Below are 22,016 nucleotides of genomic sequence, written 5' to 3'. Positions count from 1 at the left end.
TGGCAGTTCTGATGCTGCTCACCCCGGGCGTGGCTCTGGCGCAGGAGCCGACCCCGCCCGCTGCCGCACCGGTTGCTGCACCCTCCGCCGAGCCCGCACCGCAACGCAAGGTCAACATCAACGAGTACGTCGTGCGCGGCAACACGATGCTCGACGTGCGCACCATCGAGAAGACCGTCACGCCGTTTCTCGGGCCCGATCGCACGCTCAAGGACATTGAAGACGCACGCGCTGCGCTGCTGGCGGTGTATCAGGCCAAGGGCTATCAATCCGTCTATGTCGATCTGCCCGAGCAGCAGGTGACCGGCGGCGTGGTGATCCTGCAGGTGAACGAAACACGCGTGGGCCGCGTGCGTGTAACGGGCGCGGAGTACACCTCGCCCCGCATCGTGCGTGAAGCGGTGCCGGCGCTGCAGGAAGGCAAGGTGCCCGACTTTGCGCAGGCGCAGAACGAGCTGGCAACGCTCAACCGCGCAGACCGCCAGGTGATTCCGGTGGTGCGCCAGGGCGCGCTGCCCGGCACGATGGATGTTGACCTCAAGGTCGATGACAAATCGCCGGTGCATGCCAGCATTGGTTTGAACAACGACCACAGCGCTGATACGCGCCCGCTGCGCATGACGGCCTCGGTGAGCCACGACAACCTGTGGCAGCTTGGCCATCGCGCATCGCTGTCGTTCTTCGGTGCGCCGCAAGACTTCAGCCAGGCGCGGGTGTGGTCGGGTGCTTACACGGCGCCGATCCCCGATACCAACTGGAGCCTGGAGTTCTCCGGCTACAAATCCGACAGCAATGTCGCGACGGTGGGCGGCACCAGTGTGCTCGGCAAGGGCCATGCAGTAGGTGTCAAGGCCAACTACGTGCTGCCGATGGCGGGCGCGTGGTGGCAGCAGCTCGGCGTCGGTATCGACTTCAAGGACAACGCCGAGAGCCTGCGCTTCGGCAACGCGAGCGACCACGTGCCGCTCAAGTACGCGCCCATCTCGCTCTACTACACCGGCTATCGGCAGACCGAGCGCGACACGCTCAGCCTGAACCTGACCGCCACCGCCGGCACGCGCAGCCTGTTCGGTTACGGCAGCCGTGAAGAGGCCTACGACTACAAACGCGTGAACGCGCGTTCGAGCTTCCTCGTCTTCAAGGCCGACGCCACCGAGACGCACACCTTCCAGGGCGGCTCGCAAGCGGTGGTGCGCGTGGCAGGGCAGTTGTCGGATTCGCCGCTCGTTTCCAGCGAGCAGTTTGCCGCTGGCGGCATGAGCAGCGTGCGCGGTTATCTGTCGGCGGAGACCACGGGCGACTATGGCGCGCTTGCCTCGCTCGAATGGCGCACCGCACCGTTCAACAAATTCGCGCCTGCACTGGATGAACTGCGCTTCTACCTCTTTACCGATGCGGTCTACCTGCGCCTGCGCCAACCGCAGGTGGAGCAGGCCAGCAGCTTCACGCTCGCCTCGCTGGGCTTCGGCACCAGCTTCAAGTTGACCGACTACGTGCGCGGCCGCCTGGAGTTCGGCTATCCGCTGCGCGACGGCCCCAGCACGCGGGCGCATTCACCGCGCGTCAACTTCAGCGTCAACGCAAGTTACTGAGCCGCCTTGAGCCCATCACTGAGCCACGTCCTTTTTTGTTCCGGAGAGTTTCTGCCATGCGACGCATTCTGTTCCTGCTCACGCTGCTGAGCGTCTTCCTGCCCGGCACCGCGCTGGCGTGGTGGCAGCCCGATTGGGCGTATCGCAAGCCGATCACCATCGACGCCGGCCCGCAAGGCGGCGCGCTCAAGGGCGATGCCGGCCGCACGCCCGTGCTGGTGCGCCTGCATACCGGCAACTTCAGCTTTGACGGCACGAGCGAGAACGGGGCCGACTTGCGCTTCATCGCCGGCGACGACAAGACCGTGCTGAACCACCAGATCGAACAGTTCGACCCGCTGCTGGGCATCGCGCTGGTGTGGGTGGATGTGCCGACGGTGACGACCGGCACGCCGCAGCACATCTGGATGTACTACGGCAACCGCAAGGCACCGGCCGCGGGCAATGGCCAGCTGACGTTTGATCCGGACTACACGCTCGTCTATCACTTTGGTGAGACCGGCGCACCGCCGCGCGATACCACCGCCTATGGCAATCACGCGCAAACGCCGGTGACGACGCTGGACGGCGCGGTGATCGGCAAAGGCGCGCAGTTCAACGGCACACCGCTGATGCTGCCGGCATCGCCGTCGCTGACGACGCAGGCCAACGGCACCTTTACCGTTTCGGCCTGGGTACGGCCCGAGAAGCTGGCGGCCGGGCAGGTCATCTACGCACGCCGCGATGGCGCCAACGAATTCGTGCTCGGCGTGGACAACGGTGTGCCCTTCGTGCAGGTGAACGGCCGCCGCAGCGCACCGGGCCAACCCGTGCGCGATGGACAGTGGTCGCACGTCGCGGCCACTGCCGATGAGCAGGGTGTGCATCTGTATGTGAACGGTGCAGGGGCAGCCACGCTGGCAGCGCATATGCCGGCGCTCAACAGTGCCGCAGCCGTCGGTGCCGACGCCCCCGGTGGCTCGGGCCTGAACCCGTTCAGCGGGGCGATCGATGAGCTTCACCTGTCCAAGACCGCACGCCCCGCCGGGCTGATCCAGGCCGATGCGATCGCGCAGGGCGCCGAGTCGCGCCTCGTGGTGATGGGCCCGGATGAGCAGCAGGCCGGCAAGAGCCACTTCGGCTTCATCCTTGCGGCCATGCCGGTCGATGCGTGGGTTGTGGTGTGCTTGCTGGGCCTGATGATGGCCGGCTCGTGGGCCATCATGATCACCAAGAGCCGTTACTACAGCGCCGTGTCGCGTGCCAATGCGCGGTTCATGGCGGTGTTTCGCGAGACGGCTGGTGCATCGCTCGATTCGCTCGTGCGCGGCGGCAAGGTCGGCGCGGATGTACGGCAGGATTCGTCGCTGTGGCGCCTGTACGAAATCGCCATCCGCGAGATGCAGTTGCGCCACGAGCGCGGCTTCGACATCAACGCGGTGTCGGCCGCCACCATTGCGGCCATTCGCGCCGCCATGGAAGGTGTGATGGTGCGCGAGAACGAGCGCATGGCACGCCGCATGAATTGGCTGTCCACCACCATTGAAGGCGCGCCGTATGTGGGCCTGTTCGGCACGGTGATCGGGATCATGCTGGTGTTCGTGGTGGCGGCCATGGCCGGCGCGGTGGACATCAACTCGGTGGCGCCCGGCATGGCAGCGGCACTGCTGTGTACCGCAGCGGGCCTGGGCGTGGCCATACCGGCGCTGTTCGGCTACAACTGGCTCGCCTCGCGCTCGGAAGCCATTGCGGCGGACATGGCGGTGTTTGTCGACGAGTTCGCCACGCGCCTGGCTGAAGAGCACGGCGACGGCCGCGCCACCATCGTGATGGGCGATACCGCTGCGCACAGCGCGCCATCCGGTCACCGCACCGATGCGCCGGGCGGCGGCTTCGTGGCCAGCCCGGCCGCGCCGCACCGCGAGTGAGGGCGCCATGTCCACTGCATCCCGCTTTGGCCCCAAGAAGCGCTCCAGCGGCATCAACATCACGCCGTTTGTCGATGTGCTGCTGGTGGTGCTGGTGATCTTCATCCTCACCAGCAATGCGAGCATTCCCGGTATCAAGGTCAACCTGCCCAAGGCCAGCGCCAGCGTTGCGCTGGAAAAGCCCAAGACCAAGGCCATCACCATCGACAACAACGGGCAGGTGTTCCTGGATGCGTATCCGGTGACGCTGCCCGAGCTGGAAGACCGCCTGCGCACCGAGAAAGCCGTCACGCCGGACTTTCCCGTGATCGTGCGCGGCGATGCCTCCGTGCAATACGCCAAGGTGGTGGAGGTGCTCGACCTGCTGCGCAGGATCGAGCTGAACCAGATCGGTCTGGTGACCGGCAAGCCGGCGGCATGAGGGCGGCGCGATCATGCAGCTCGACCTGAATCCGTCCACATCCACGGCCGAGGCGCCGCCCGCCTTCTGGCGGCGCTGGGGCGGCTATGCAATCGGCGCCGTGGTGGCGCTGATCGCGGTGGCGGTGGTGTGGTATCTGCTGGCGGGCACGGCCAGCACGAAGCGCGAGGCGCCTTCCACGCCCATGCTGGTGTTGCAGCCGCCGCCTCCACCGCCGCCGCCTCCGCAGCCGGAGAAATTGCCCGAACCCGAAAAGGTGAAGCCCGAAGTGGTGGAGCCCAAGCCCGAGCCCACACCGGCAGAACCCAAGCCGGCTGAGGACACGCCCAACCCCGCGAAGGACCTGTCCGACCCCGTGACGATGAACGCCGAGGGCCAGGCCGGCACGGACGCTTTCGGCATTGGCGCAGGCAAGGGCGGCGGCATGAGCGGCACCGGCGCTGGTGGAGGTAATGCCACGTACGGCCGCTATTTCGGTTACGTGCTGCAGCAGGCTCTGTCACGCGATGAGCGTGCGCGCCGCCTCGTCTTCCTGATGCAGGTGAACGTGTGGCTCGACCCGAACGGCCGCCTCACACGCGTCGAACTCGTACACGGCAGCGGCAATGCCGACACCGATCAGGCCGTGCTCACCGCCCTGCGCAGCATCGAGAAGGTGGACGAACGCCCGCCGGCATCGCTGCAGTTTCCGCAGCGCGTGACGCTGCAAGGCAAGCGGCCCGCCGGTTAACAACGACATGCCGGCTTGGCAGTCGCACCGGCACTCCAGCATGCAACGCACCTCTTCCAACAACATGGCACTCAACCCAATCACTCATTCCTTCCGCGCTGCGGCGCTGGCCTCGGCGGTCGGTCTGCTGATTGCATCGGGCACCGTACACGCGCAAGCCACCACGGGCGACAGCACAATGGTCAAGCTGATCCGCGGCCTGATCCAGAGCGGTGCGCTCAAGAAAGACGTGGGCGAAGCACTGCTCGCACAGGCCCGCGCAGAGGCCCAAGCCACGCAGCAGCTGCAGCGCCAGGTCGCCGCACAAGCCACGGCGCAACCCACGCAAACCGCGGCCGGCGTCAAGCCTGAGCCCGGCGATGTGCGCGTGCCGTATGTACCGCAGACCGTGCGCGATCAGATTCGTGACGAGGTCAAGACCGAAGTGCTCGCGCAGGCCAAGTCCGAACGCTGGGCCGCGCCGGATTCGATTCCCGCCTGGACGCAGGGCATTCGGGTCGAAGGCGATGTGCGCGTGCGCAATGAGTCCCGATTCCTCTCCAGCCAGAACAGCAACATCGAAATCGACTGGGCAGCCATCAACGCCGGCAGCGGTTTCGACGTCAACACCAACACGAACACCAAGCTGCCGCCGCTGCTCAACACCTCGCAGAACCGGCGCAACCAATGGAAGGTGCGTGCGCGGCTGGGCATCTTCGCGGACATCTCCGAGAGCACGCAGGCCGGTGTGCGGCTGGCATCGGGCAGCGACAACAACCCGGTGTCGACCACGCAGACATTGGGCGGCGGCCTGAGCAAGAAGAACGTGTGGCTCGATCAGGCCTGGATTTCGCACAAGCCGGCAGACTGGGTGACGATCACGGGCGGGCGCTTCGGCAATCCGTTCTGGTCGACCGACACGCTGTTCTCGCAAGACCTGAACTTTGACGGCATTGCCGCCAACTTCAGCAAGACGCTGCGCGGCGAATCGCTCACGCTGTTCGGCACGGTGGGCGTGATCCCGCTCGAGTATTCCGCCGACGGCTTCCCGAGCCGCAGCCAGGACAAGAGCGCCAGCGAGAACAAGTGGCTGTTCGCGGCCCAGGCCGGCGCGGAATGGAAGCTCGACAGCCGCAATACGCTGCGCGGTGCGGTCGCGTATTACAACTTCAACAACGTGAGCGGCCAGGTATCGCAGCCGTGCGCGCTGTATGCCGGCCAGGACAGTTGCAGCACGGATTGGTCCCGCCCCGCGTTTATGCAGAAGGGCAACACGCTGATGCTCCTGCGCAGCATCGCGCTCAATCCGCTCGACCCGGCCAACACGCCGATGCCGCAGTACGTCGGCCTGGCTTCCGAGTTCCACCTGCTGGACCTGAACGCCCGCTGGGACACGAAGGTCATGGGCAACTACGGCTTGCGGCTGGACGGCAACTACATCCGCAACCTGGCTTACGACCCGGACAAGATGTGGAATCGCGCGGGGCCGAACGGCATCGTCAACAACTTCGGCGGCACGGGCGGGACCAGCCGCTCCGACTTCCGCAGCGGCGGCAACGCGTACATGTTCCAGGCGACCTTTGGCAAGCCCGCGCCGACCGCTCGCGGCGATTGGAACATCCTCGCCGGCTACAAGCGCATCGAGGCCGACTCCATGCCCGACGGCTACAACGATTCGACCTTCCACGGTGGCGGCACCAATGCGCGCGGTTACTACTTCGGCGGCTCGTATGCGGTGGACAAGAACGCATGGTTTACCGGCCGCTGGATCTCCACGCGTGAAGTCACCGGCCCGCGCCTGTCGATCGACACGCTGCAGCTCGACTTCAACGCCAAGTTCTAAGGGGATTTGCCGTGGATGAGACCCGAATCGCTTCGCGCTTGCTGCTGGCATTGCTGGCAATGGCTTCGCTGGCGCCCTGCATCGCGCTGGCGCAACAGCCGAGCATGGAGGAGCGCCTGCGTGCGCAGTTGCGCGCGACCACCACGCAGCTACAGCAAACACAAGCGCAGCTCGCGCAATTGCAGGCAGCCGGTGGCGGCAACGCACCGGCGTCTGATGCCTCCAAGAAAGAACTGGCCGACCTGCGCGCCCAGCTCGATGCAGAACGTGCCCGCACCCGCCAACTGAGCGAAGGCAGTGCCGCAGCGCATCGCGAAGCGCAGACCGTGGCCGACAAGGCCAACACGCAGATCACGCAACTGCGCGCTGCGTACGAAGAACTTCTGCGCCGCGCCCGCGCCAGCGAAGCCGAGCGGCAGAAGCTGGTCACCGCATCCGTCACACAGCAAACGGCTTTGCAGCAATGCGAGGCCAAGAACGCCAAGCTCTACGCCGTCGGCCAGGAAGTCCTGAACGCCTACGAATCGATGGACGTGACCACCGTCATCGCCGCCCGCCAACCGTTCGCCACCAGGTCGCGCGTCAAGTACGAGCAAATCGCGCAGGAGTATGGCGACAAGCTGTACGACGGGCGTTTCGACCCGCGCGCTGTTACGACGCCGGCGCCCGTGTCTGACGCGTCCGCCCCACACGCAGAAGCGCCCAAGGCGCCCTGAGTGTTCCTCTCCCTCCTGTTGGACTTACGCACATGACGACCATGTCCATGCTGACCACGCTTTCCCCCAACGATGTCTCCGACGCCATCAAGGCCGCCGGCGGCGCCGTCAACGCCATCGAGCAGGGCGGCATCACGTATCTCACCAGCGCCAGCCATGGCATCAGCTTCCAGATTCTGTGGGGCAACGCCATCGAACCGGGCCACTATGCGGACCTCACGCTGAGCTGCCCGCTGCGCGTGCAGGGCGGTACGTTGCCCGAAGGTTTGATTGCCGATTGGCACCGCTCGCGCCGCTTTGCGCGTTTGGCGCAGCATGGCGATTTCGTGGTGCTGGAGATGGACGTAATCGCTGCCGGTGGCATCTCCACCGAGCACCTCGTCACGCAGATCCGACTGTGGATGCAGATGATGGGCGAGTTCTTCGTGTACCTGCGCAACTACCGCGATGAGCCGACAAGGCAGACCACTGCATTGGATGCCGTCGCCGCACAGCCTTCGGAAGCCGTTGTGCAGTAACGCGGCTAGTCGTTCTGCTTGGATGCTGCATTGGCATCACCATGAAAAAGGCCCGGCATTGCCGGGCCCAAACCTCATGACAGCGGCGAACCGCTGCCCGTGTCGCTATCGATTAACGACCAGCCTTGCCTGCGCAAGCCGTGGTGTTGCCGATGTTGACGTTCTTGCCGTTCACGTTGTTGAGCAGGTTGTCACGAATCAGGCTGACCAGAGCGCTCGGCAGTTGGGCAAAACCGTTGCCAAGGATGCGGCCGGCGTTGCTGTTCGTGCCCGAGTACGTGGTGTGACGATCCAGGAACGTCTGGATCTTGCTCAGCACTGTGGCGTCGGAGTAGCACTGAACGTGGTCCAGGTAGGTCAGGCCGGCGATCGGGTAGCCGGTTGCCGGGTTGGCAACGGTCAATGCCCAGGTGTTCGGATCAGCCAGGTTGGACGACAGCGTCGGCAGCGTGAGGTTGCTCAGGGCCGTGGTGGCATTGGCAGAGCTGGGGGTGTACGTCACGCCGTTGTTGCTGTTCACCAGGCTGGCAGCCGTCAGGTTTTGCGTAGCAACGGTCGACAGCGGAGCCAGGGTCTTGTTGATGTAGTCCGGGCTCAGGTAGCCGATGGCGTTGCCTGCGCCAACACCGTCACGCACGCCGGCGCTCAGGTTGCCGCCGACGAAGTTCGACGGCACCACGCCACCCGGGAAGCTGTCGGTGAACTTCGTGCTCGTCACGAAGGCCACGTTGGAATTGCCCGAGGCACCCGTCGTGCAAACGGCATTCAGGTGACGCGTGAAGATTTCCGACGTGCCGCTGCCATCCGAACGGTACACAACGGTGATCGGGCCCGAAACAGCACCGCCGGTGATCGCGCTCCAGTCGGTGATCTTGCCGGAGAACACGCCGCACAGCTGGTTGTCGTTCAGCGTCAGCGTCGACAGGCCCGTCTTCTTGAACGGAATGCCAACCGCCGTACCCACCGACGGGATCTGCACCAGGGCGCCGTCCGTGCCGGCGCGCGGCGAGAAGGCGCTGATGTCCGAAGCGCTCAGGACCGAGTCGCTGCCGGCGTAGTGCACGGTCGTGTCGGTGCGCGGCGTGACGTAGGCAGCGTTGAACGCAGCCGGGTTGTTGGTGGTCAGCGCGGTCTTGCCACCGCCGCTACCCGTCACGGCGTAGATGTGGTTCGGGCCGAACACGGCGATTTCCGAGCTGTACAGGAACTCGGGCAGCGACGCGCCACCACCCACGACCACCGGCGATGCCGGGCTCGGGTTCGGTTGCGTACCGGCAAATGCCACGGCGGCCGAGCCCATGGCCAGTGCGGCGCAGGCGGCTTGAATCATGACTTGCTTCAGCTTCATGGAGTGCTCCAGAGGAATGGGTATCAGCAAATACAAGTGTTGTTGTTTGCCGATGTGCATTCATGCGGTGCATCCATGCGTTGATTCACATCGGCATGCAAAGTATTGATGCCGCGCATGAATCAGGCGGGATAAGCAGATGAAGAAACGATGGAGCCGGCTCATGCGCCTTGGTCATGAGATCGGGCGAAAAAGAAAAGCCGAAAACTAGATGCGTTATGCGGGTTTGCGGGGCGGCGTTCGTCAATTAGAGGCGAACGGTACGTTTGAGTTTCAGACGTGACGGACGCATGGCATTGCGCCATGCATGCGGAATGCAATCCAAACAATTGAATTGCATGACTGCATTCTGATTGAAATTCAATTGAATACAAGCATGGCGTGGTTAGCCAGGGATGCGTGTTGCTTTTCGATCCTGTTCCAAAGCAGAGCGGGGCATTTTGCATCATGCAAAGCCTTACAGGAAGGGGAGCGCTGCGGAGTCATTCAACCATGAGGTCCATTCATGAATCTGGCTTTGCATCCGACCGAAGAACGCATGTTGACGGTAGCGATGTATCTCGAGGAGTTTGGTCATCTGGCAAGGGCAGAACACGTGCCCCGCGCGCGTTGTCCCATCTGCCACGGGGCGCTGTATGTGATTGGCTCGAAGAGCGACAAGCTCAAGCCGCGCTTCAGCCATATCAACGGCGAGCGGCTGCGCTGCCCGCTGGTGCGCAATGGTGAGGCGCCGTCCGACATCACCGTCGCGCAGCAGGCCGATATCGCGCTCGCGCAGCGCAACCGCGAGCGCTTCCTTTCGCAATGGCAGTGGCACTTCGCGTTCATGAAGCGGCCGCAGCATGCGCCTTCGCTGTCCATTGCGCGCTTCATTGCGTTACTGGACTACGCGACGCTGCGCAACCTCTGGGCGTACGAAGCACTGCAGCCCGCGAGCGTGCCGTACATCTTGTTGTCGTATGCCGGTTTCATTCTGGCGGGGCGGCAGCGCGGTGGGCGCTGGCTGCATTTCTGGTTCGATTCTTCGGTGCGCGACGTGCATGACCTGCATGTGCCGCGCGCATCGCCGCCGCGCTTCTTTCGCGCGCACTACGCACACCCGCGCGCAACGCTGCTGCCATCACAACAGCATCTGTTCCATATGGAGGAGGTGAGCTTGTCGCAGTCTTATCTGGAGGACACGCAGCCCGCCGTAAGCGCGGATGACGTGGGTGCATTCTGGGCCTACCTGCGGCGGAGCGAGGCATGACGCGCGCATCGCAGCAGCGCGGCGCAGCGGTGGTCACCGCGCTGCTGGTGGTCGCCATGGCGGTCACGCTCGTGGCGACGATGTTTGCCGGCCAGCGCGCCGCCATTCGCACGGTGGAAGCGCAGCGTCTGCGCACCGATAGCGTCTGGATGCAGCGTGCGTCAGTTGAATGGGCGCGCCTGCTGTTGCGCGAGAACGCCCGCACCACGCCGGCCGATCATCTTGGCCAGCGCTGGGCGTTGCCCGTGCATGACCTGCCTGTGGCGACCGTGCTGGGAAAGACGGCAGTGCAGACTTTCAACGCTGCGAACGACATGCGCGTCGACGGCACCATCGAAGATGCGCAGGCACGCTTCAACCTCAACACGCTGGTGACGGCGGCCGAAGGCGGCAAGCCGCCGGGCATCCGGCCCGAGGGTGTGCGCGTGTATCAGCAGTTGCTCACCAGGGCCGATCTCGATCCGTCCCTGGCAATGCTGACGGCGACGGCCATCCTGCGCGGTTTGGATGCGAGGACATCGTCGGCGTTGCCGTTGGAACAGCCGGAAGACCTGCTGCGCATTCCCGGCTATTCCGTCGACGGTGTTCGCAAGCTGGCGCCGTACGTGGTCGTGTTGCCTGAGCCCACGTCGATCAATCCAAACACGGCGGCGCCCGAGGTGCTGCAGGCGGCCATCCAGGGTTTGTCGCCGGGGCAGGCAGCGGCGCTGGTGTCGAGCCGCGAGCGTGCGTGGTTTCGTGATGCGGCCGATCTGACCAATCGGCTGAAAGCCATTGCGCCGGCATTGCCCGAGCAGCAAGACGTCTTGCTAGAGACGCGCAGCCGCTACTTCATCGCACACAGCCGATTGCGCAACGGGCGCGCGACGCGCTTGCTCGACGCGTTGATCCTGCGCGAAGGCATCGGTGAGCGGTATCGCACAACGGTGCTGTGGGTGCGGGAGCCTGCCATGCCCGGCATCGACGGCTAAGGCTCTGCGTCAAAGGTCTGGCAGCATCACCTTGGTATAGGACGCATTGCTCACCGTGATGGTCACTTCGAGCCCGGTCACGGTGTTCGGTGACATGCGCCGCAGCATGCCCGGTACGGCGGCCAGAGACGCCGGTTGCGATGCATCCGGCGGGGAGGCGAGCCAACCCTGCCTGGACCAGCCACGCACCTGCAGCGCCGAAGTGTGCTCGACCAGCACCAGCCGTTCCGGCAGCACCTCCTTGATGGCGTCGCGCGCAGCGCCACGGGCATTGAGCGGCGCGGAAGTTTCGCGCACCAGCGCATCCCCTTCAAGGCGATACCGGACAACCTGCCAGCGCGTAGGCTGTGTGGCCTCGCGCAGCCATCGCACGATACGCAGGTCGCCCCCGCCAAACGCGACTGCGGGTTCGCCAAGGTCATCGTCTCGTACGGTCTCGCCAAAATCCGTGTCGAGCTGCTCGAAGAGCTGATCGATGGCGCGCGTCTCCTGCAGGTTGTCTGCCAGTGCGTGCTGGCCGCGGATGATGCCGTCCAGCGCGCGCCACGAGATCAAGGCAATGATCGCGAGGATGGTGATGGCGATCACCATTTCGACGAGCGTGAAGCCACCGGGCGAACGCGCGCGCCGCATCACAGGGCCGGACTGGCGGGGGCGGTGAGCACGGTGGCCACCTGCGCCAGGCGCACGCGTGTGTCGATGCCCTCATCAGCGCGATAGACCGACACGACGACGAGGTGGAACGCGGGGTTCTCCAGCGTGATCACGGTGTCTTCACAGACGAGCGCGATGCGCCCCTGACTGCATTGCGTGCGCTGCAGGCCGGGCGGCGGCAACACGCCCATCAGTCGCATGCGCGCAAGATGATTCGTGGCACTCCACTGCGCCAGCGTGCGCTCACGCATGCCGGCGCTCGAATCGGCCAGCATGCCGGTCGCCCGCAGGCAGGCGCCCAATGCGACGGCGACGATCACAAGCGCCACCAGCACCTCAAGCAGCGTGAACCCATTGCCGCCGCGTGCGCTACTGCACGACATAGCGCCCGGGCCCCGTGGTGACGATATCGACCTGCGCATCGTCGCGCGCGAGGCGAATCGTGATGGCGGGCTCGATGGCTTCACGACCGAACAGCACCCGCACGGTGCCGGACTGCGGCGCGCGCCCCGCCTGCATGAACGACAGCGCCGACAGCGGCTCGCGCCACGCGCCGCCGCGCAGTACATCGTCCTGCAACGGCTGCCAGGTATCACGTTCGCGCACGAGGAAGCGGTAGCCCTGCGGTGTCGCCTCCCAGACGATGGGCTGCGCGCGCAGGCGTGCCTCGTCGCGGGCGGCGTACAGAAGGAAGACGAGCTGCTGGGCCTGCTGCTCCAGGACATTGCGCTTGCTCGGCTGCGCGTTGACGACCACTGCACCCATCACGATGCCGATGATGACGACCACCACCAGCATCTCCAGCAGCGTGAAGGCACGAGAGCGGTCACGACCGCGGATACGGGGCCACAGGGTCATGTTTCAGTGCACCATCTGGTTGATGTCGAGAATCGGCATCAGCACCGCCAGCACGATCAGCAGCACCATCACGCCCATGCTCAGGATGAGCGCCGGCTCCAGCAGGCTCGTGATGAACAGGGTGCGGCGCTCAAGCTCGCGCGTTTCGCCTTCGGCGGCACGGTCGAGCATGGGCGCGAGGTTGCCGGTGGATTCGCCCGAGCGGATGAGATGCACCAGCACCGGCGGAAACCGGTTGGCCTGCGCCAGCGCACGCGAGAGCGAGGTGCCTTCACGGACACGGCTGATGGCGTCTTCTACGTTATGGCGCAGGACGACGTTGTTCAGCGTTTCTCCCGCCGCCTGCAGCGCGCGCAGGATCGGCACCCCCGCGCTGATGAGGATGGCGAGCGTGCTGGCAAAGCGCGCGGTGTTGTAGCCCCGCACGAGCCGCCCGACCAGCGGCGCGCCCAGCAGCCAGCCGTGCCATGCCCGCTGAGGGCCGGGTCGCTTCAGCAGCCGCTTGATGCTCACCACCACGCCGGTGACAAAGAGCGCCGCAAGCCAGCCCCAGTCCCGCGCAAAGTCGCTGCACGCGAGCATGACGACGGTCAGCGTCGGCAAATTCTGCTTGGTGGTCGTAAACACGCCCACCACCTGCGGCACGACATAAGTCAGCAGGAAGACCACGATGCCGAATGCCACGACGGTCACGACGGCAGGGTAGGTGAAGGCCAGCTTGATCTTTTGCGTGAGGGCGTTGCGGCCTTCGATGTAGTCGGCCAGACGAGCGAGCACCACGTGCAGCTTCCCCGTGTGTTCGCCTGCGGAGACGAGGGCGCGGTAGATGTCGGGAAAGTCGCGCGGGTGCCGGGCCAATGCGCCGGAAAGCGACTGGCCGCCGACCACCTCCGAACGCAGCGTGCTGACCAAGTCGCGCACATAGTCGCGTTCGGCTTCAGCGGCGAGCGCGGAGAGCGCTTCGTCCAGCGGCAGGCCCGCCGTCAGCAGACTGGCGAGCTGCCGCGTGAACAGCGCCTGTTCTGTCGTGCCGAGCCGCTGGCCCAACAGCCCGAGGCGGCCGCCCGCAGCGCGCTCCGCCACCGCCGATACGTCGATCGGAGTCATGCCCCGCGAGCGCAGCAGCGTGCGCGCCCCGCGGCTGCCGTCCGCGTCGATGACGCCACGGCGAAGTTGTCCGGCCGGCGTAACGGCCTCGTAACGGAAGGTCGGCATGAGCTTGAACGAGCGCTTGCGGGTTCATCAGCAAAGCCGGACCGACTTTAGGGCAGAAAGATGGCGCCTCGGTGTGGGAAAGTTTGCACGGACGTGTCAACGCCCCATGCTAAGGCTGCTCGTCGTCTTCCAATGAAAACCGCTGTGCCGCGCGCGTGCCGTTGCGGGCGGTTTCATCGACCACGCCCCGCATGACCACGTGCTGGCCGGGCTGCGTCGCAATGGTCGGTTGGCCCTGGCTGGGCCGGCTGTCGATCCCGGCGATGGGCGCTGCGGGGTCGGGTTCGGGGCGGCTGTTGTCGAGCGACGCGTTGGAGTAGATGACGTTGTCTTGCCACTGTGACGCGCTCTTCGCCGCCTCCAGCCCCTTGCCGTCTGTATCGACGGTGTTGTCAGTCGCTTCGGCGCCTGCGGCGTCGACGGAAAGGATGCGGCGGGAGGCGCGCGCAAGCGGGTCGTTGCGCGGCGAATCGGGTGGCGGTTGCGTCAGCTTGGCGCCTTCGGGCCGGCGCGTCACGGGTTCTTCGGGCTGGGGCTGCGCTTCGTTGTATTCGGCGTTGTGCATGATCGGGCTCCTGCGCCGCTGCATGCGGCATGAACCTCCACAGCGCCGCAACGTGCGTGCCCGGCCTTGCGTCAGGCGCGCTTGCGGCCAGGCTGGCGCCCCGCTTCTTGCAGGAACGCCACCGCACGCGGCTCCGTCGCATAGGCGCTGTTGATGCGCACCCATGGCGATACCTCCAGATTCGGGCGAAAGTAGTGCCCTGGCGCCAGCGTCACACCGTGCTTTTCGGCAGTAGCCGCCAGATCGCGCGAGTCCTCCACATGCGGCACCCGCGCCCACAGGAAGTTGCCGCCAGACGGGTGGTGAAACACCTCCCAGCCCGCATCCGCCAACACATCGAGCGACGCGATGACGGAGTCACCCGCGCGCTGGCGAAGCCGCTCCACATATTTGCGATAGGCGCCGCGTTCCAGCAGCGTGCTCACCACGGCCTCGGCAAAGCGCGAGCCGCCCACGCTGGTGAGCATCTTCACGTTGGTCAGGTCATGCACCAGCTCGCGCTTGGCAATCAGGTAACCCACCGGCAGCGATGCCGACACCGTCTTGGAAAACCCGCCCACGTAGATCACATGATCGAGCTGGTCCAGCGTCGCCAGCCGCGCGGTCGGATCGGCCTGCAGGTCGGCAAAGATGTCGTCTTCCAGAAAGGTGAAGCCGTGGCGACGCGCCAGCTCCAGCAGCCGAAACGCGACCGGCGGCGACACGACCGAGCCGGTGGGATTCTGCAGCACGCTGTTGATGAAGAACAGCTTGGGCCGGTGCTCGCGCAGCATCGCTTCGGTGACTTCCACGTCGGGCCCGTCGCTGCGGCGCGGAATGCCGACCAGCTTCACCCCGTGCAACCGCAGCAGGCCGAACACGGTGTAGTAGCCCGGGTCTTCCACAAACACCGTGTCGCCGGGCTTGAGCAGGTGGCGCATCACCAAGTCGATCGCCTGGCTCGTGCCGGCGGTGATCAGCACATTGGGCTGGTCGGCCTGGATGCCGAGCTGCCGCGCACGCATCATGACCTGATGGCGCAGCGCGGTGTTGCCAAGCGGTGACGAGTAGTCGATGACGGCGTGCGTGTCGGTGCGGGAGACCTGGCGGATGGCCTGCGTCAGGCCTTCCACATCGCGCCAGTCGGCCGGCACGAACCCGCCGCCGAGCTTGAGCATGCCGTCGGGGTAACTGAACTGCTCGAAGATGTGCTTGGACTCGGCCTCCGCCCGGCGCGGGTCCGACCAGCCACGCCCGTCGCGCCCGGTGAGGTTGCTCTCGGCCACGTAGAAGCCGGAGCCGTGCCGCGAGTCCAGCAGCCCCAGCGACACCAGCCGGTCATACGCCTCGATCACGGGGAAGCGGCTGATGCCGTAGTCGGCCGCCAGTTGCCGGATCGACGGCAGCTTGGCGCCGGGGCGCACGTCATTGCCGCCGATCCATGCCTGCACGCCGGCCACGATCTGGTCGGAGATGGGGACGCGGGTGGCGGGGTCGATCTGGAGTTTCATGGCGCGAACGGCTGTAGAGCGTGAAAGCTACGAGACAGTTGGCAAAGACTGTTCACAACTGTTCAGCGCATTGTAATCCTGGGAAACCCAGCCCCCGGGCAAGTGGCGAATGCACCGAGTTGCAGTGATACTTGCGTTCCTGGTTCAACAACTGCGCATACCGAAAGAGAGGGGAGACGAATGAAGGCTTCGTTCAAGCGACGTCATGGGATGGCAGGCCGCGTTGTCGGCCGCTTGTTGTTGGCGGTTGCAGTCGTCCTGCTGGCACTGGCGGCAGCCGTCGCCGTCAACACGTGGCGGCACAGCTCGCGCCAACTTGATGTGCCCGCCGTTACGCCGGTTGCGGTGGATGGCCCGGCGGCCGCCGCGCACCTGGCCGAAGCCGTACGCGCACGCACCGTATCGAGCGCCACCGACGCGCAGCTGAACGCCGACCAGTTCCGCCAGTTGCACGCCATGCTCGAGGCGCGTTATCCAAAGGCGCACGCCGTTCTGCAGCGTGAGCAGGTGGGCGACTTCGCGTTGCTCTACACCTGGAAGGGCTCCGACCCATCGCTCAAGCCCATCATGCTGATGGCGCACCAGGACGTCGTGCCCATCGCCCCCGGTACGGAAGGCGACTGGGCCCAGCCACCTTTTGACGGCGTGGTGAAGGACGGCATGGTCTGGGGCCGCGGCGCATGGGACGACAAGGGCAACCTGATCTCGCAGATGGAAGCCATCGAGCTGCTGGCGGCTAGCGGCTTCAAGCCGCGCCGCACCATCCACCTGGCCTTTGGCGCCGACGAGGAAGTGGGCGGCGAGCGTGGTGCCAAGCAGATCGCCGCGCTGCTCAAATCGCGCGGCGAGCGTCTCGACTTCGTGATCGACGAAGGGCTGCTGATTACCGAGGGCGTGCTGCCGGGGCTCACCAAACCGGCGGCGCTGATCGGCGTAGCAGAGAAGGGTTTTCTCTCCGTGCAACTCAAGGTCGGGGCCACGCCGGGGCATTCGTCGATGCCGCCGCCGCACGGGCAGAGCGCCATCGCCATGATGAGCGCCACGCTCAAGCGCCTGGATGACGATCAATTGCCCGCCGGCATTCGCGGCGTTGCGCAGGAGATGTTTGCAACGCTGGCGCCCGAGATGCAGGGTTTCAGCCGCGTGGCGCTGTCCAACCTGTGGCTGTTCGGGCCGCTGGTGCAGAAGCAACTGGAAGCATCGGGCAGCTCCAACGCCATGCTGCGTACCACCACCGCGCTGACCATCGTGCAGGCCGGCAACAAAGACAACGTGCTGCCCGGCCGCGCCGAGGCCACGGTGAACTTCCGCCTGCTGCCCGGCGACACCATCGCCTCCGTCACCGCGCACGTGGAAGACGCCGCCAAGGCGGCCGCGCCCAAAGGCAAGTTCGAGCTGACCCGGCTGCCGGGTTCCAGCGAAGCGTCGCCGGTGTCGCCCACGCAATCAGCGTCGTATCAGTTGATCAACAAGACGGTGCGCGAGCTGTTCCCGGGCACGGTCGTGGCGCCCGGGCTGATGATTGGGGCGACGGATTCGCGCCACATGATCGAAATTGCCGACCATGTGTATCGGTTCTCGCCGGTGCGCGCCAAGCCGGAAGACCTGCCGCGCTTTCACGGCACCAACGAGCGGATCACCGAGGCCAATCTGGTGGAGCTGATCCGGTTCTACCACCGGCTGGTGCAGCAGGCGGCCGGGGCTTGATATCGGTGGGTCAGTGGGCGTTGGCCACGAGCGTGTCGATGTGCGCGTCGTTGGTGGCTTCGGGTCTGCGCAGTTGCGTGCTGCGGCTGCCGTCCACTGAGATGGCAGTGTCGCCGTGCACGGTCACGCGGCGTACCAGGCGCGGCTGGTTGCCGTAATCGTTGATGGCGTAGTGCTGCGTGGCGCGGTTGTCCCAGATGGCGACGTCGTGCTGGCGCCATTGCCAGCGCACGGTGTTGTCCAGCCGCGTCACGCGGTTCTGCAGCAGTTCGAACAGCCGCGTCGATTCGCTGCCCGTCAAGCCCGTGAAGCGTTTGACGAAATGCCCGAGCAGCAGGGCGCGTTCGCTGGTCTCCGGGTGCACGTGCACCACGGGGTGCGAGGCTTCATACACCGAGGCGGTAAAGACATCGCGGTGGTGCCGCAGGCGTGCGCTGTCGATCTGCGTGCGTTCGGCACCGTAGTCGTAATCGTTGGTGTGCACGGCCCAGAGCTGCTCGGCAAGCTGCTTCAGCGGGTCGGGCAACTGCTCATAGGCGCGGGCGGTGTTGGCCCAGACCGTGTCGCCGCCGTAAGCCGGAATCGTCACCGCGCGGAGGATCGAGACCTTCGGAAACGCATCGAGAAACGTCACGTCGGTATGCCAGGAGTCGGCGCGGCCGCCGCCCTTCGACGCGTCCAGTTCAAACAGCTGCGTGCCGGTGGGCGCCGGCACGGTCGGGTGGGCGACGATGCGGCCGAAGCGCCTGCCGAAGGCCTGGTGCCGGTCATCGTCCAACTGCTGCTGGTCGCGAAAGAACAACACCTTGTACTTGAGCAGCGCCGCATACAGGCTCGCGAACGTGTCTTCCGCCAGGTCGGCGTCGAGCTTGAGGTCGAGCACCTCTCCGCCGATATGTCCGGCCACGCGGCGTACGCGCAGGGTGCCGAACGTGGTGTCGATGGCGGCGTTGTGATCGTCTGGCATGGCGGCTCCGGCAAAAGATGGCGATGGACCATGCTAATTAGCCCGCGCCCGGCCGAGAACGAACGGTTTGACATATCCAAATGCAGTTCTGTCGGTCATGCCGATGAACTGTTCGCGAAAGATGCTGAACAGTTCAGCCAAACTGTTCGCAACTGTTCATGTCAACGGCTTGAATGGCCGCGCAAGATGGAACCGTGCCGATCCGCAGTCCCCATAAAAAATCCACCACGAACCCCGGCACAGGAGTCTCAATCATGCGCGAAATCAGAATCTTCGAACTGGACCGGCCGGGTGTGCCGGTGAGCTGGCGGTCGGCACGGGCCCAAACCATCGCCGCGCAAGCCGGGCTGTTGTGGGTCACGCAAGAGCATCAGCGCCAGGACATCTGGCTCAAGCCCGGCCAGTCGATCGACGTGCCGGCCGGCGTGCGTTTCTGGCTGTCAGGTGAGCCGGTCGGCGGCATGCCGGCGCGCTTTTCGGTGACCGAAGACATCAACGCGCCGCGCCGCCTGCTGCGTTTTATCGGTGCGATGGTCGTGGCGGCATATCGGCAGATTCTGCGCGACGACGGGCAGGATGCCGCGCGTACGCCATCGGCACTGCGGATCGGCACCTAAGCCTTGCGTCAAGCCGGAAACACAAGCCGGAACTCGGTCCGCCCACCCGGCGGGCTGTTGGCCTGCACGCTACCACCGTGCAGGTCCATGATGGTTTTGACGATGGCGAGTCCCAAACCGGTCGATTGGCTTGATTGCGTCCCAGACTGCGCCCGCGAGGGGTCGCCCCGGTAGAACCGCTCGAACAGCAGCGGCAGCGCGGTGGGCGGAATGCCCGGCCCTGGGTTGTGCACGGCAATTGCGGTGCCCTGCGGCGCTGTCTCGATCGTCACGTCGATGCGCTCGCCGGTGGGCGTGTGACGCAGCGCGTTGTCGAGCAGGTTGTTGATCGCCCGGCGCAGCAACGTGGCGTCTGCGTGCAGCTGCGCATCGCCGCGCACGTCGATGGTGATGTCGCGATCGGCGGCCACTGCCTCGAAATAGTCGACCAGCACCTGCACCTCGTGGCGCGCATCCAGCGCCTCGATGGACAGCGCCACGCGTGCATGGTCGGCGCGTGCCAGAAAGAGCATGTCTTCGATCATGTGCGACAGGCGCGCGTATTCCTCCAGGTTGGATTCGAGCACGCTGCGGTATTCCTCGCCCGTGCGCGGGTGCGCGAGCGTGACTTCGGTCTGGCCCACCAGGTTCGCCAGCGGCGTGCGGAAGTCGTGCGCCAGGTCCGCAGAGAACTGCGACAACCGCGCAAAGCCGTCCTGCAGGCGCGTCAGCATGGCGTTGAGCGATGCCAGCAAGTCGGCCAATTCGCGTGGCGCGCCTTGCAGCGTGAGACGGGTGTCGAGCTGGCTCGGCACCACGGCCGCAGCCTGACTGCCGATGCGCGCCAACCCGCGCAGCGTGCCACGCACGAGCAGCAGGCTCAGCAGCGCCACCGCCGCCACGCCGCCCATGACGGCAAAGACGATGTGGCGCTGGTACCGGGTCAGCAATGCGGCGCGGCTGTCGCCATCCTGCGCGACCAGCACGATCACTTTTGCGTTGTTCTGGCCCAGCCGGGCCTCCGCCGCTGCAGCGCGCGAGGCCATGCCGGTCATCGACGTCCATGTCTGTACGGACGACTCCGACGGCGGCACCGCGGCCGCAACCACGGGCGGCATCGTCACCTGTTCGCCCTCGGGGTTCACTTCGACCAGCGTGCGGCCTTCGGGCGTGGCAATGCGCAGGATCAATCCATCGTGGCCCGACACCACATCGGTATAGCGGTGTGCGGTGCGCACCAGATCGTCGGCGCTGGATGCCTCGCTGGCGAGGTGGCGTAGCTGGGCGATCTTGCCGATCAGCATGGCATCGTCGGTCGCGCGCAACTGTGCGTTGAGCGCGAAGTACAGATACGTGCCAGCTGCGGTGAGCGTGACCGATGCCACCACCACAAACGCCAGCACGAGCCTGCCCGCAAGCGATGCGGGCCAGCGCATGAGCGAACCATCGAGCGACGCCATCAACGGCCCACCGCGTCCAGCACGTAGCCCATGCCGCGCAAGGTGTGGATCAGCTTGTGCTCGAACGGATCGTCCACCTTGGCGCGCAAGCGCCGGATCGATACGTCCACCACGTTGGTGTTGCTGTCGAAGTTCACATCCCACACCTGCGAGGCGATCAGCGAGCGCGAGAGCACCTCGCCCGCGCGCCGCGCCAGCAGATGCAGCAGCGCGTATTCCTTGGCGGTCAGGTCGATGCGTTGTCCTGCCCGCGTCACGCGGCGCTTGATCGTGTCAATCGTCAGGTCGGCAATTTCGAGGATTTCGCTTTCGCGCAGCGGGCCGCGCCGCAGGATGGTGCGCACACGCGCCACCAGTTCGGCAAAGGCGAAGGGTTTGACGAGGTAATCGTCTGCGCCCAGTTCCAGGCCCTTCAGGCGGTCGGCCAGTTCGTCGCGCGCGGTCAGGCACAGCACCGGCGTGCTCTTGCGGCGGCGCAGTTCCTGCAGCACCTGCCAGCCGTCCATGCCGGGCAGCATGACGTCGAGCACGATCAGGTCGTAGTCATGCTCCATGGCCTGGAAAAGGCCATCGGGGCCGGTGCGGGCGAGGTCGGCCACAAAGCCGGATTCCGTCAGGCCCTTGAGCAGGTAATCGCCCGCTTTGGGCTCGTCTTCAACAATGAGCAGTCGCATGGTGAAAAGTGGCGCGCTGGGTGTCTGCGCCAATGCCGCCACGATATGCCAAAACCTTGGGCCCAGGCACAAAGATGACAAGTTTGTCATCTTCGAGTCATGCCCGCGTGGTGCACCGCTCCCTAGACTGGCCCCACTGACATCGCCCCCCCCATCCCCCTTGTTTGCTGATGTCAGGCCTTTTCAAGGAGATCCTCATGGCGATTCGATTCCAACGTGTGCTTCCCCTGGCTGCACTGGCCGCTATGCTGGCAACCGGCACGGCCGTGGCCGCGCAAGGCGATCACGATGCCTGCTGCGCGCCGCAGGCCAAGTCGATGGCCGCACCGCTGGCCAAGACCAGCGCCCGTGACCCGTACACCGATGGCGCCCGGACCGGAACGCGCGACCCCTATACCGATGGCGCAAAGGCCGGCGCACGTGATCCGTACACGGACGGTGCAGCGCAAACGGTGCTCGATGCCCGCGTCGGTGCGCGTGACCCTTACACCGATGGCGGCCTGAGCAGCCCGCGCAGCCCGGATCCGTACACCGACGGTGCGATTGCGTAATGCGC

At 65.6% G+C, this 22,016-nt stretch carries 22 protein-coding genes; 12 read left to right on the top strand and 10 right to left on the bottom strand.

Going from position 1 to position 22,016, the window contains the following annotated elements:
* Window positions 1–11 precede the first annotated feature (11 nt).
* The 7 genes from R2669_RS15510 to R2669_RS15480 are packed head-to-tail and all read left to right on the top strand — an operon-like array spanning window position 12 to window position 7,706.
* Window positions 12–1,592 (top strand): ShlB/FhaC/HecB family hemolysin secretion/activation protein, encoded by a 1,581-nt coding sequence (locus R2669_RS15510; protein WP_316901064.1) that lies wholly within the window; start codon window positions 12–14, stop codon window positions 1,590–1,592.
* Between the two features lie 56 nt (window positions 1,593–1,648).
* Window positions 1,649–3,499 (top strand): DUF2341 domain-containing protein, encoded by a 1,851-nt coding sequence (locus R2669_RS15505; RefSeq protein WP_316901062.1) that lies wholly within the window; start codon window positions 1,649–1,651, stop codon window positions 3,497–3,499.
* A gap of 7 nt (window positions 3,500–3,506) precedes the next feature.
* Complete coding sequence (locus tag R2669_RS15500; RefSeq protein WP_147215418.1) at window positions 3,507–3,920, top strand: ExbD/TolR family protein; 414 nt, start codon at window positions 3,507–3,509, stop codon at window positions 3,918–3,920.
* A 13-nt stretch (window positions 3,921–3,933) separates the two neighbouring features.
* On the top strand, window positions 3,934–4,650 hold the full coding sequence (locus tag R2669_RS15495; protein ID WP_316901060.1) for a TonB family protein: 717 nt from the start codon (window positions 3,934–3,936) through the stop codon (window positions 4,648–4,650).
* A gap of 40 nt (window positions 4,651–4,690) precedes the next feature.
* Entirely contained in the window at window positions 4,691–6,472 is a 1,782-nt protein-coding gene (locus tag R2669_RS15490) for a putative porin (RefSeq protein WP_316901058.1), read from the top strand.
* Between the two features lie 11 nt (window positions 6,473–6,483).
* Window positions 6,484–7,188, top strand: coding sequence for a hypothetical protein (locus tag R2669_RS15485; protein ID WP_316901057.1), 705 nt, complete (start codon window positions 6,484–6,486; stop codon window positions 7,186–7,188).
* Between the two features lie 32 nt (window positions 7,189–7,220).
* A complete protein-coding gene (locus tag R2669_RS15480; protein ID WP_316901055.1) occupies window positions 7,221–7,706 on the top strand; it encodes a YbjN domain-containing protein in 486 nt (161 codons plus the stop codon).
* Window positions 7,707–7,818: 112 nt separating this feature from the next.
* Here R2669_RS15480 and R2669_RS15475 read toward each other — a convergent pair whose 3' ends face one another.
* The gene (locus R2669_RS15475; protein ID WP_316901053.1) at window positions 7,819–9,054 is read right to left on the bottom strand and encodes a substrate-binding domain-containing protein; all 1,236 of its coding nucleotides are present in this window, start codon (window positions 9,052–9,054) and stop codon (window positions 7,819–7,821) included.
* 505 nt (window positions 9,055–9,559) lie between these two features.
* Here R2669_RS15475 and R2669_RS15470 point away from each other — a divergent pair.
* Together R2669_RS15470 and gspK are read left to right on the top strand one after the other, a co-directional pair.
* Window positions 9,560–10,303 carry a hypothetical protein gene (locus R2669_RS15470; RefSeq protein WP_316901051.1) on the top strand — a complete coding sequence of 248 codons (744 nt, stop codon included), beginning with the start codon at window positions 9,560–9,562 and terminating at the stop codon, window positions 10,301–10,303.
* Window positions 10,300–11,274, top strand: coding sequence for a type II secretion system minor pseudopilin GspK (gene gspK, locus R2669_RS15465; protein ID WP_316901050.1), 975 nt, complete (start codon window positions 10,300–10,302; stop codon window positions 11,272–11,274). Before R2669_RS15470 ends, gspK begins: the two co-directional genes overlap by 4 nt.
* A gap of 9 nt (window positions 11,275–11,283) precedes the next feature.
* Here gspK and R2669_RS15460 read toward each other — a convergent pair whose 3' ends face one another.
* The 6 genes from R2669_RS15460 to R2669_RS15435 all read right to left on the bottom strand — a co-directional run bounded on the left by R2669_RS15460 (window position 11,284) and on the right by R2669_RS15435 (window position 16,056).
* On the bottom strand, window positions 11,284–11,907 hold the full coding sequence (locus R2669_RS15460; RefSeq protein ID WP_316901048.1) for a PulJ/GspJ family protein: 624 nt from the start codon (window positions 11,905–11,907) through the stop codon (window positions 11,284–11,286).
* The gene (gspI, locus tag R2669_RS15455) at window positions 11,907–12,311 is read right to left on the bottom strand and encodes a type II secretion system minor pseudopilin GspI (RefSeq protein WP_316901046.1); all 405 of its coding nucleotides are present in this window, start codon (window positions 12,309–12,311) and stop codon (window positions 11,907–11,909) included. Before gspI ends, R2669_RS15460 begins: the two co-directional genes overlap by 1 nt.
* The gene (locus R2669_RS15450) at window positions 12,298–12,786 is read right to left on the bottom strand and encodes a GspH/FimT family pseudopilin (RefSeq protein WP_316901044.1); all 489 of its coding nucleotides are present in this window, start codon (window positions 12,784–12,786) and stop codon (window positions 12,298–12,300) included. The genes gspI and R2669_RS15450 overlap by 14 nt, the downstream gene beginning before the upstream one ends.
* A gap of 3 nt (window positions 12,787–12,789) precedes the next feature.
* Window positions 12,790–14,001 carry a type II secretion system inner membrane protein GspF gene (gene gspF, locus R2669_RS15445; RefSeq protein WP_316901042.1) on the bottom strand — a complete coding sequence of 404 codons (1,212 nt, stop codon included), beginning with the start codon at window positions 13,999–14,001 and terminating at the stop codon, window positions 12,790–12,792.
* Window positions 14,002–14,110: 109 nt separating this feature from the next.
* Complete coding sequence (locus R2669_RS15440; protein WP_147215390.1) at window positions 14,111–14,566, bottom strand: DUF3005 domain-containing protein; 456 nt, start codon at window positions 14,564–14,566, stop codon at window positions 14,111–14,113.
* 71 nt (window positions 14,567–14,637) lie between these two features.
* Window positions 14,638–16,056: an aminotransferase-like domain-containing protein gene (locus tag R2669_RS15435; protein WP_316901040.1), complete on the bottom strand. Its 1,419-nt coding sequence runs from the start codon at window positions 16,054–16,056 to the stop codon at window positions 14,638–14,640.
* Between the two features lie 180 nt (window positions 16,057–16,236).
* Between R2669_RS15435 and R2669_RS15430 the strand changes: the two genes are divergently transcribed.
* Window positions 16,237–17,763 carry a M20 family peptidase gene (locus R2669_RS15430; RefSeq protein WP_316901038.1) on the top strand — a complete coding sequence of 509 codons (1,527 nt, stop codon included), beginning with the start codon at window positions 16,237–16,239 and terminating at the stop codon, window positions 17,761–17,763.
* 10 nt (window positions 17,764–17,773) lie between these two features.
* On the opposite strand, the gene R2669_RS15425 is transcribed toward R2669_RS15430, so the two are convergent.
* Window positions 17,774–18,730, bottom strand: coding sequence for a TauD/TfdA dioxygenase family protein (locus R2669_RS15425; protein ID WP_316901036.1), 957 nt, complete (start codon window positions 18,728–18,730; stop codon window positions 17,774–17,776).
* A 254-nt stretch (window positions 18,731–18,984) separates the two neighbouring features.
* Between R2669_RS15425 and R2669_RS15420 the strand changes: the two genes are divergently transcribed.
* A complete protein-coding gene (locus R2669_RS15420) occupies window positions 18,985–19,347 on the top strand; it encodes a DUF2917 domain-containing protein (RefSeq protein WP_316901034.1) in 363 nt (120 codons plus the stop codon).
* A gap of 8 nt (window positions 19,348–19,355) precedes the next feature.
* Here R2669_RS15420 and R2669_RS15415 read toward each other — a convergent pair whose 3' ends face one another.
* Window positions 19,356–20,786, bottom strand: coding sequence for a heavy metal sensor histidine kinase (locus R2669_RS15415; RefSeq protein ID WP_316901032.1), 1,431 nt, complete (start codon window positions 20,784–20,786; stop codon window positions 19,356–19,358).
* Window positions 20,786–21,460, bottom strand: a complete 675-nt coding sequence (locus tag R2669_RS15410; protein ID WP_232039092.1) for a heavy metal response regulator transcription factor — start codon at window positions 21,458–21,460, stop codon at window positions 20,786–20,788. Before R2669_RS15410 ends, R2669_RS15415 begins: the two co-directional genes overlap by 1 nt.
* A gap of 197 nt (window positions 21,461–21,657) precedes the next feature.
* Here R2669_RS15410 and R2669_RS15405 point away from each other — a divergent pair, with 197 nt between their 5' ends.
* On the top strand, window positions 21,658–22,011 hold the full coding sequence (locus R2669_RS15405) for a hypothetical protein (protein ID WP_316874563.1): 354 nt from the start codon (window positions 21,658–21,660) through the stop codon (window positions 22,009–22,011).
* Window positions 22,012–22,016: the final 5 nt, after the last annotated feature.

The sequence above is a fragment of the Ralstonia edaphi genome (assembly GCF_958350185.1).
Taxonomy (GTDB): Bacteria; Pseudomonadota; Gammaproteobacteria; order Burkholderiales; family Burkholderiaceae; genus Ralstonia; species Ralstonia edaphi.
This window is presented reverse-complemented; position numbering and strand designations above follow the sequence as displayed.

Bases quoted from the DNA above. Each gene is read 5' to 3' on its own strand.
- R2669_RS15410 (WP_232039092.1), bottom strand. From the start codon at position 21,460: ATGCGACTGCTCATTGTTGAAGACGAGCCCAAAGCGGGCGATTACCTG.
- R2669_RS15425 (WP_316901036.1), bottom strand. From the start codon at position 18,730: ATGCCAGACGATCACAACGCCGCCATCGACACCACGTTCGGCACCCTG.
- R2669_RS15460 (WP_316901048.1), bottom strand. From the start codon at position 11,907: ATGCGGCGCGCGCGTTCGCCCGGTGGCTTCACGCTCGTCGAAATGGTG.
- R2669_RS15450 (WP_316901044.1), bottom strand. From the start codon at position 12,786: ATGACCCTGTGGCCCCGTATCCGCGGTCGTGACCGCTCTCGTGCCTTC.
- R2669_RS15430 (WP_316901038.1), top strand. From the start codon at position 16,237: ATGAAGGCTTCGTTCAAGCGACGTCATGGGATGGCAGGCCGCGTTGTC.
- R2669_RS15500 (WP_147215418.1), top strand. From the start codon at position 3,507: ATGTCCACTGCATCCCGCTTTGGCCCCAAGAAGCGCTCCAGCGGCATC.
- R2669_RS15440 (WP_147215390.1), bottom strand. From the start codon at position 14,566: ATGCACAACGCCGAATACAACGAAGCGCAGCCCCAGCCCGAAGAACCC.
- R2669_RS15420 (WP_316901034.1), top strand. From the start codon at position 18,985: ATGCGCGAAATCAGAATCTTCGAACTGGACCGGCCGGGTGTGCCGGTG.
- R2669_RS15435 (WP_316901040.1), bottom strand. From the start codon at position 16,056: ATGAAACTCCAGATCGACCCCGCCACCCGCGTCCCCATCTCCGACCAG.
- R2669_RS15495 (WP_316901060.1), top strand. From the start codon at position 3,934: ATGCAGCTCGACCTGAATCCGTCCACATCCACGGCCGAGGCGCCGCCC.
- R2669_RS15470 (WP_316901051.1), top strand. From the start codon at position 9,560: ATGAATCTGGCTTTGCATCCGACCGAAGAACGCATGTTGACGGTAGCG.
- R2669_RS15480 (WP_316901055.1), top strand. From the start codon at position 7,221: ATGACGACCATGTCCATGCTGACCACGCTTTCCCCCAACGATGTCTCC.
- R2669_RS15415 (WP_316901032.1), bottom strand. From the start codon at position 20,786: ATGGCGTCGCTCGATGGTTCGCTCATGCGCTGGCCCGCATCGCTTGCG.
- gspF (WP_316901042.1), bottom strand. From the start codon at position 14,001: ATGCCGACCTTCCGTTACGAGGCCGTTACGCCGGCCGGACAACTTCGC.
- R2669_RS15490 (WP_316901058.1), top strand. From the start codon at position 4,691: ATGCAACGCACCTCTTCCAACAACATGGCACTCAACCCAATCACTCAT.
- R2669_RS15405 (WP_316874563.1), top strand. From the start codon at position 21,658: ATGGCGATTCGATTCCAACGTGTGCTTCCCCTGGCTGCACTGGCCGCT.
- R2669_RS15510 (WP_316901064.1), top strand. From the start codon at position 12: ATGCTGCTCACCCCGGGCGTGGCTCTGGCGCAGGAGCCGACCCCGCCC.
- gspK (WP_316901050.1), top strand. From the start codon at position 10,300: ATGACGCGCGCATCGCAGCAGCGCGGCGCAGCGGTGGTCACCGCGCTG.
- R2669_RS15475 (WP_316901053.1), bottom strand. From the start codon at position 9,054: ATGAAGCTGAAGCAAGTCATGATTCAAGCCGCCTGCGCCGCACTGGCC.
- R2669_RS15505 (WP_316901062.1), top strand. From the start codon at position 1,649: ATGCGACGCATTCTGTTCCTGCTCACGCTGCTGAGCGTCTTCCTGCCC.
- gspI (WP_316901046.1), bottom strand. From the start codon at position 12,311: ATGTCGTGCAGTAGCGCACGCGGCGGCAATGGGTTCACGCTGCTTGAG.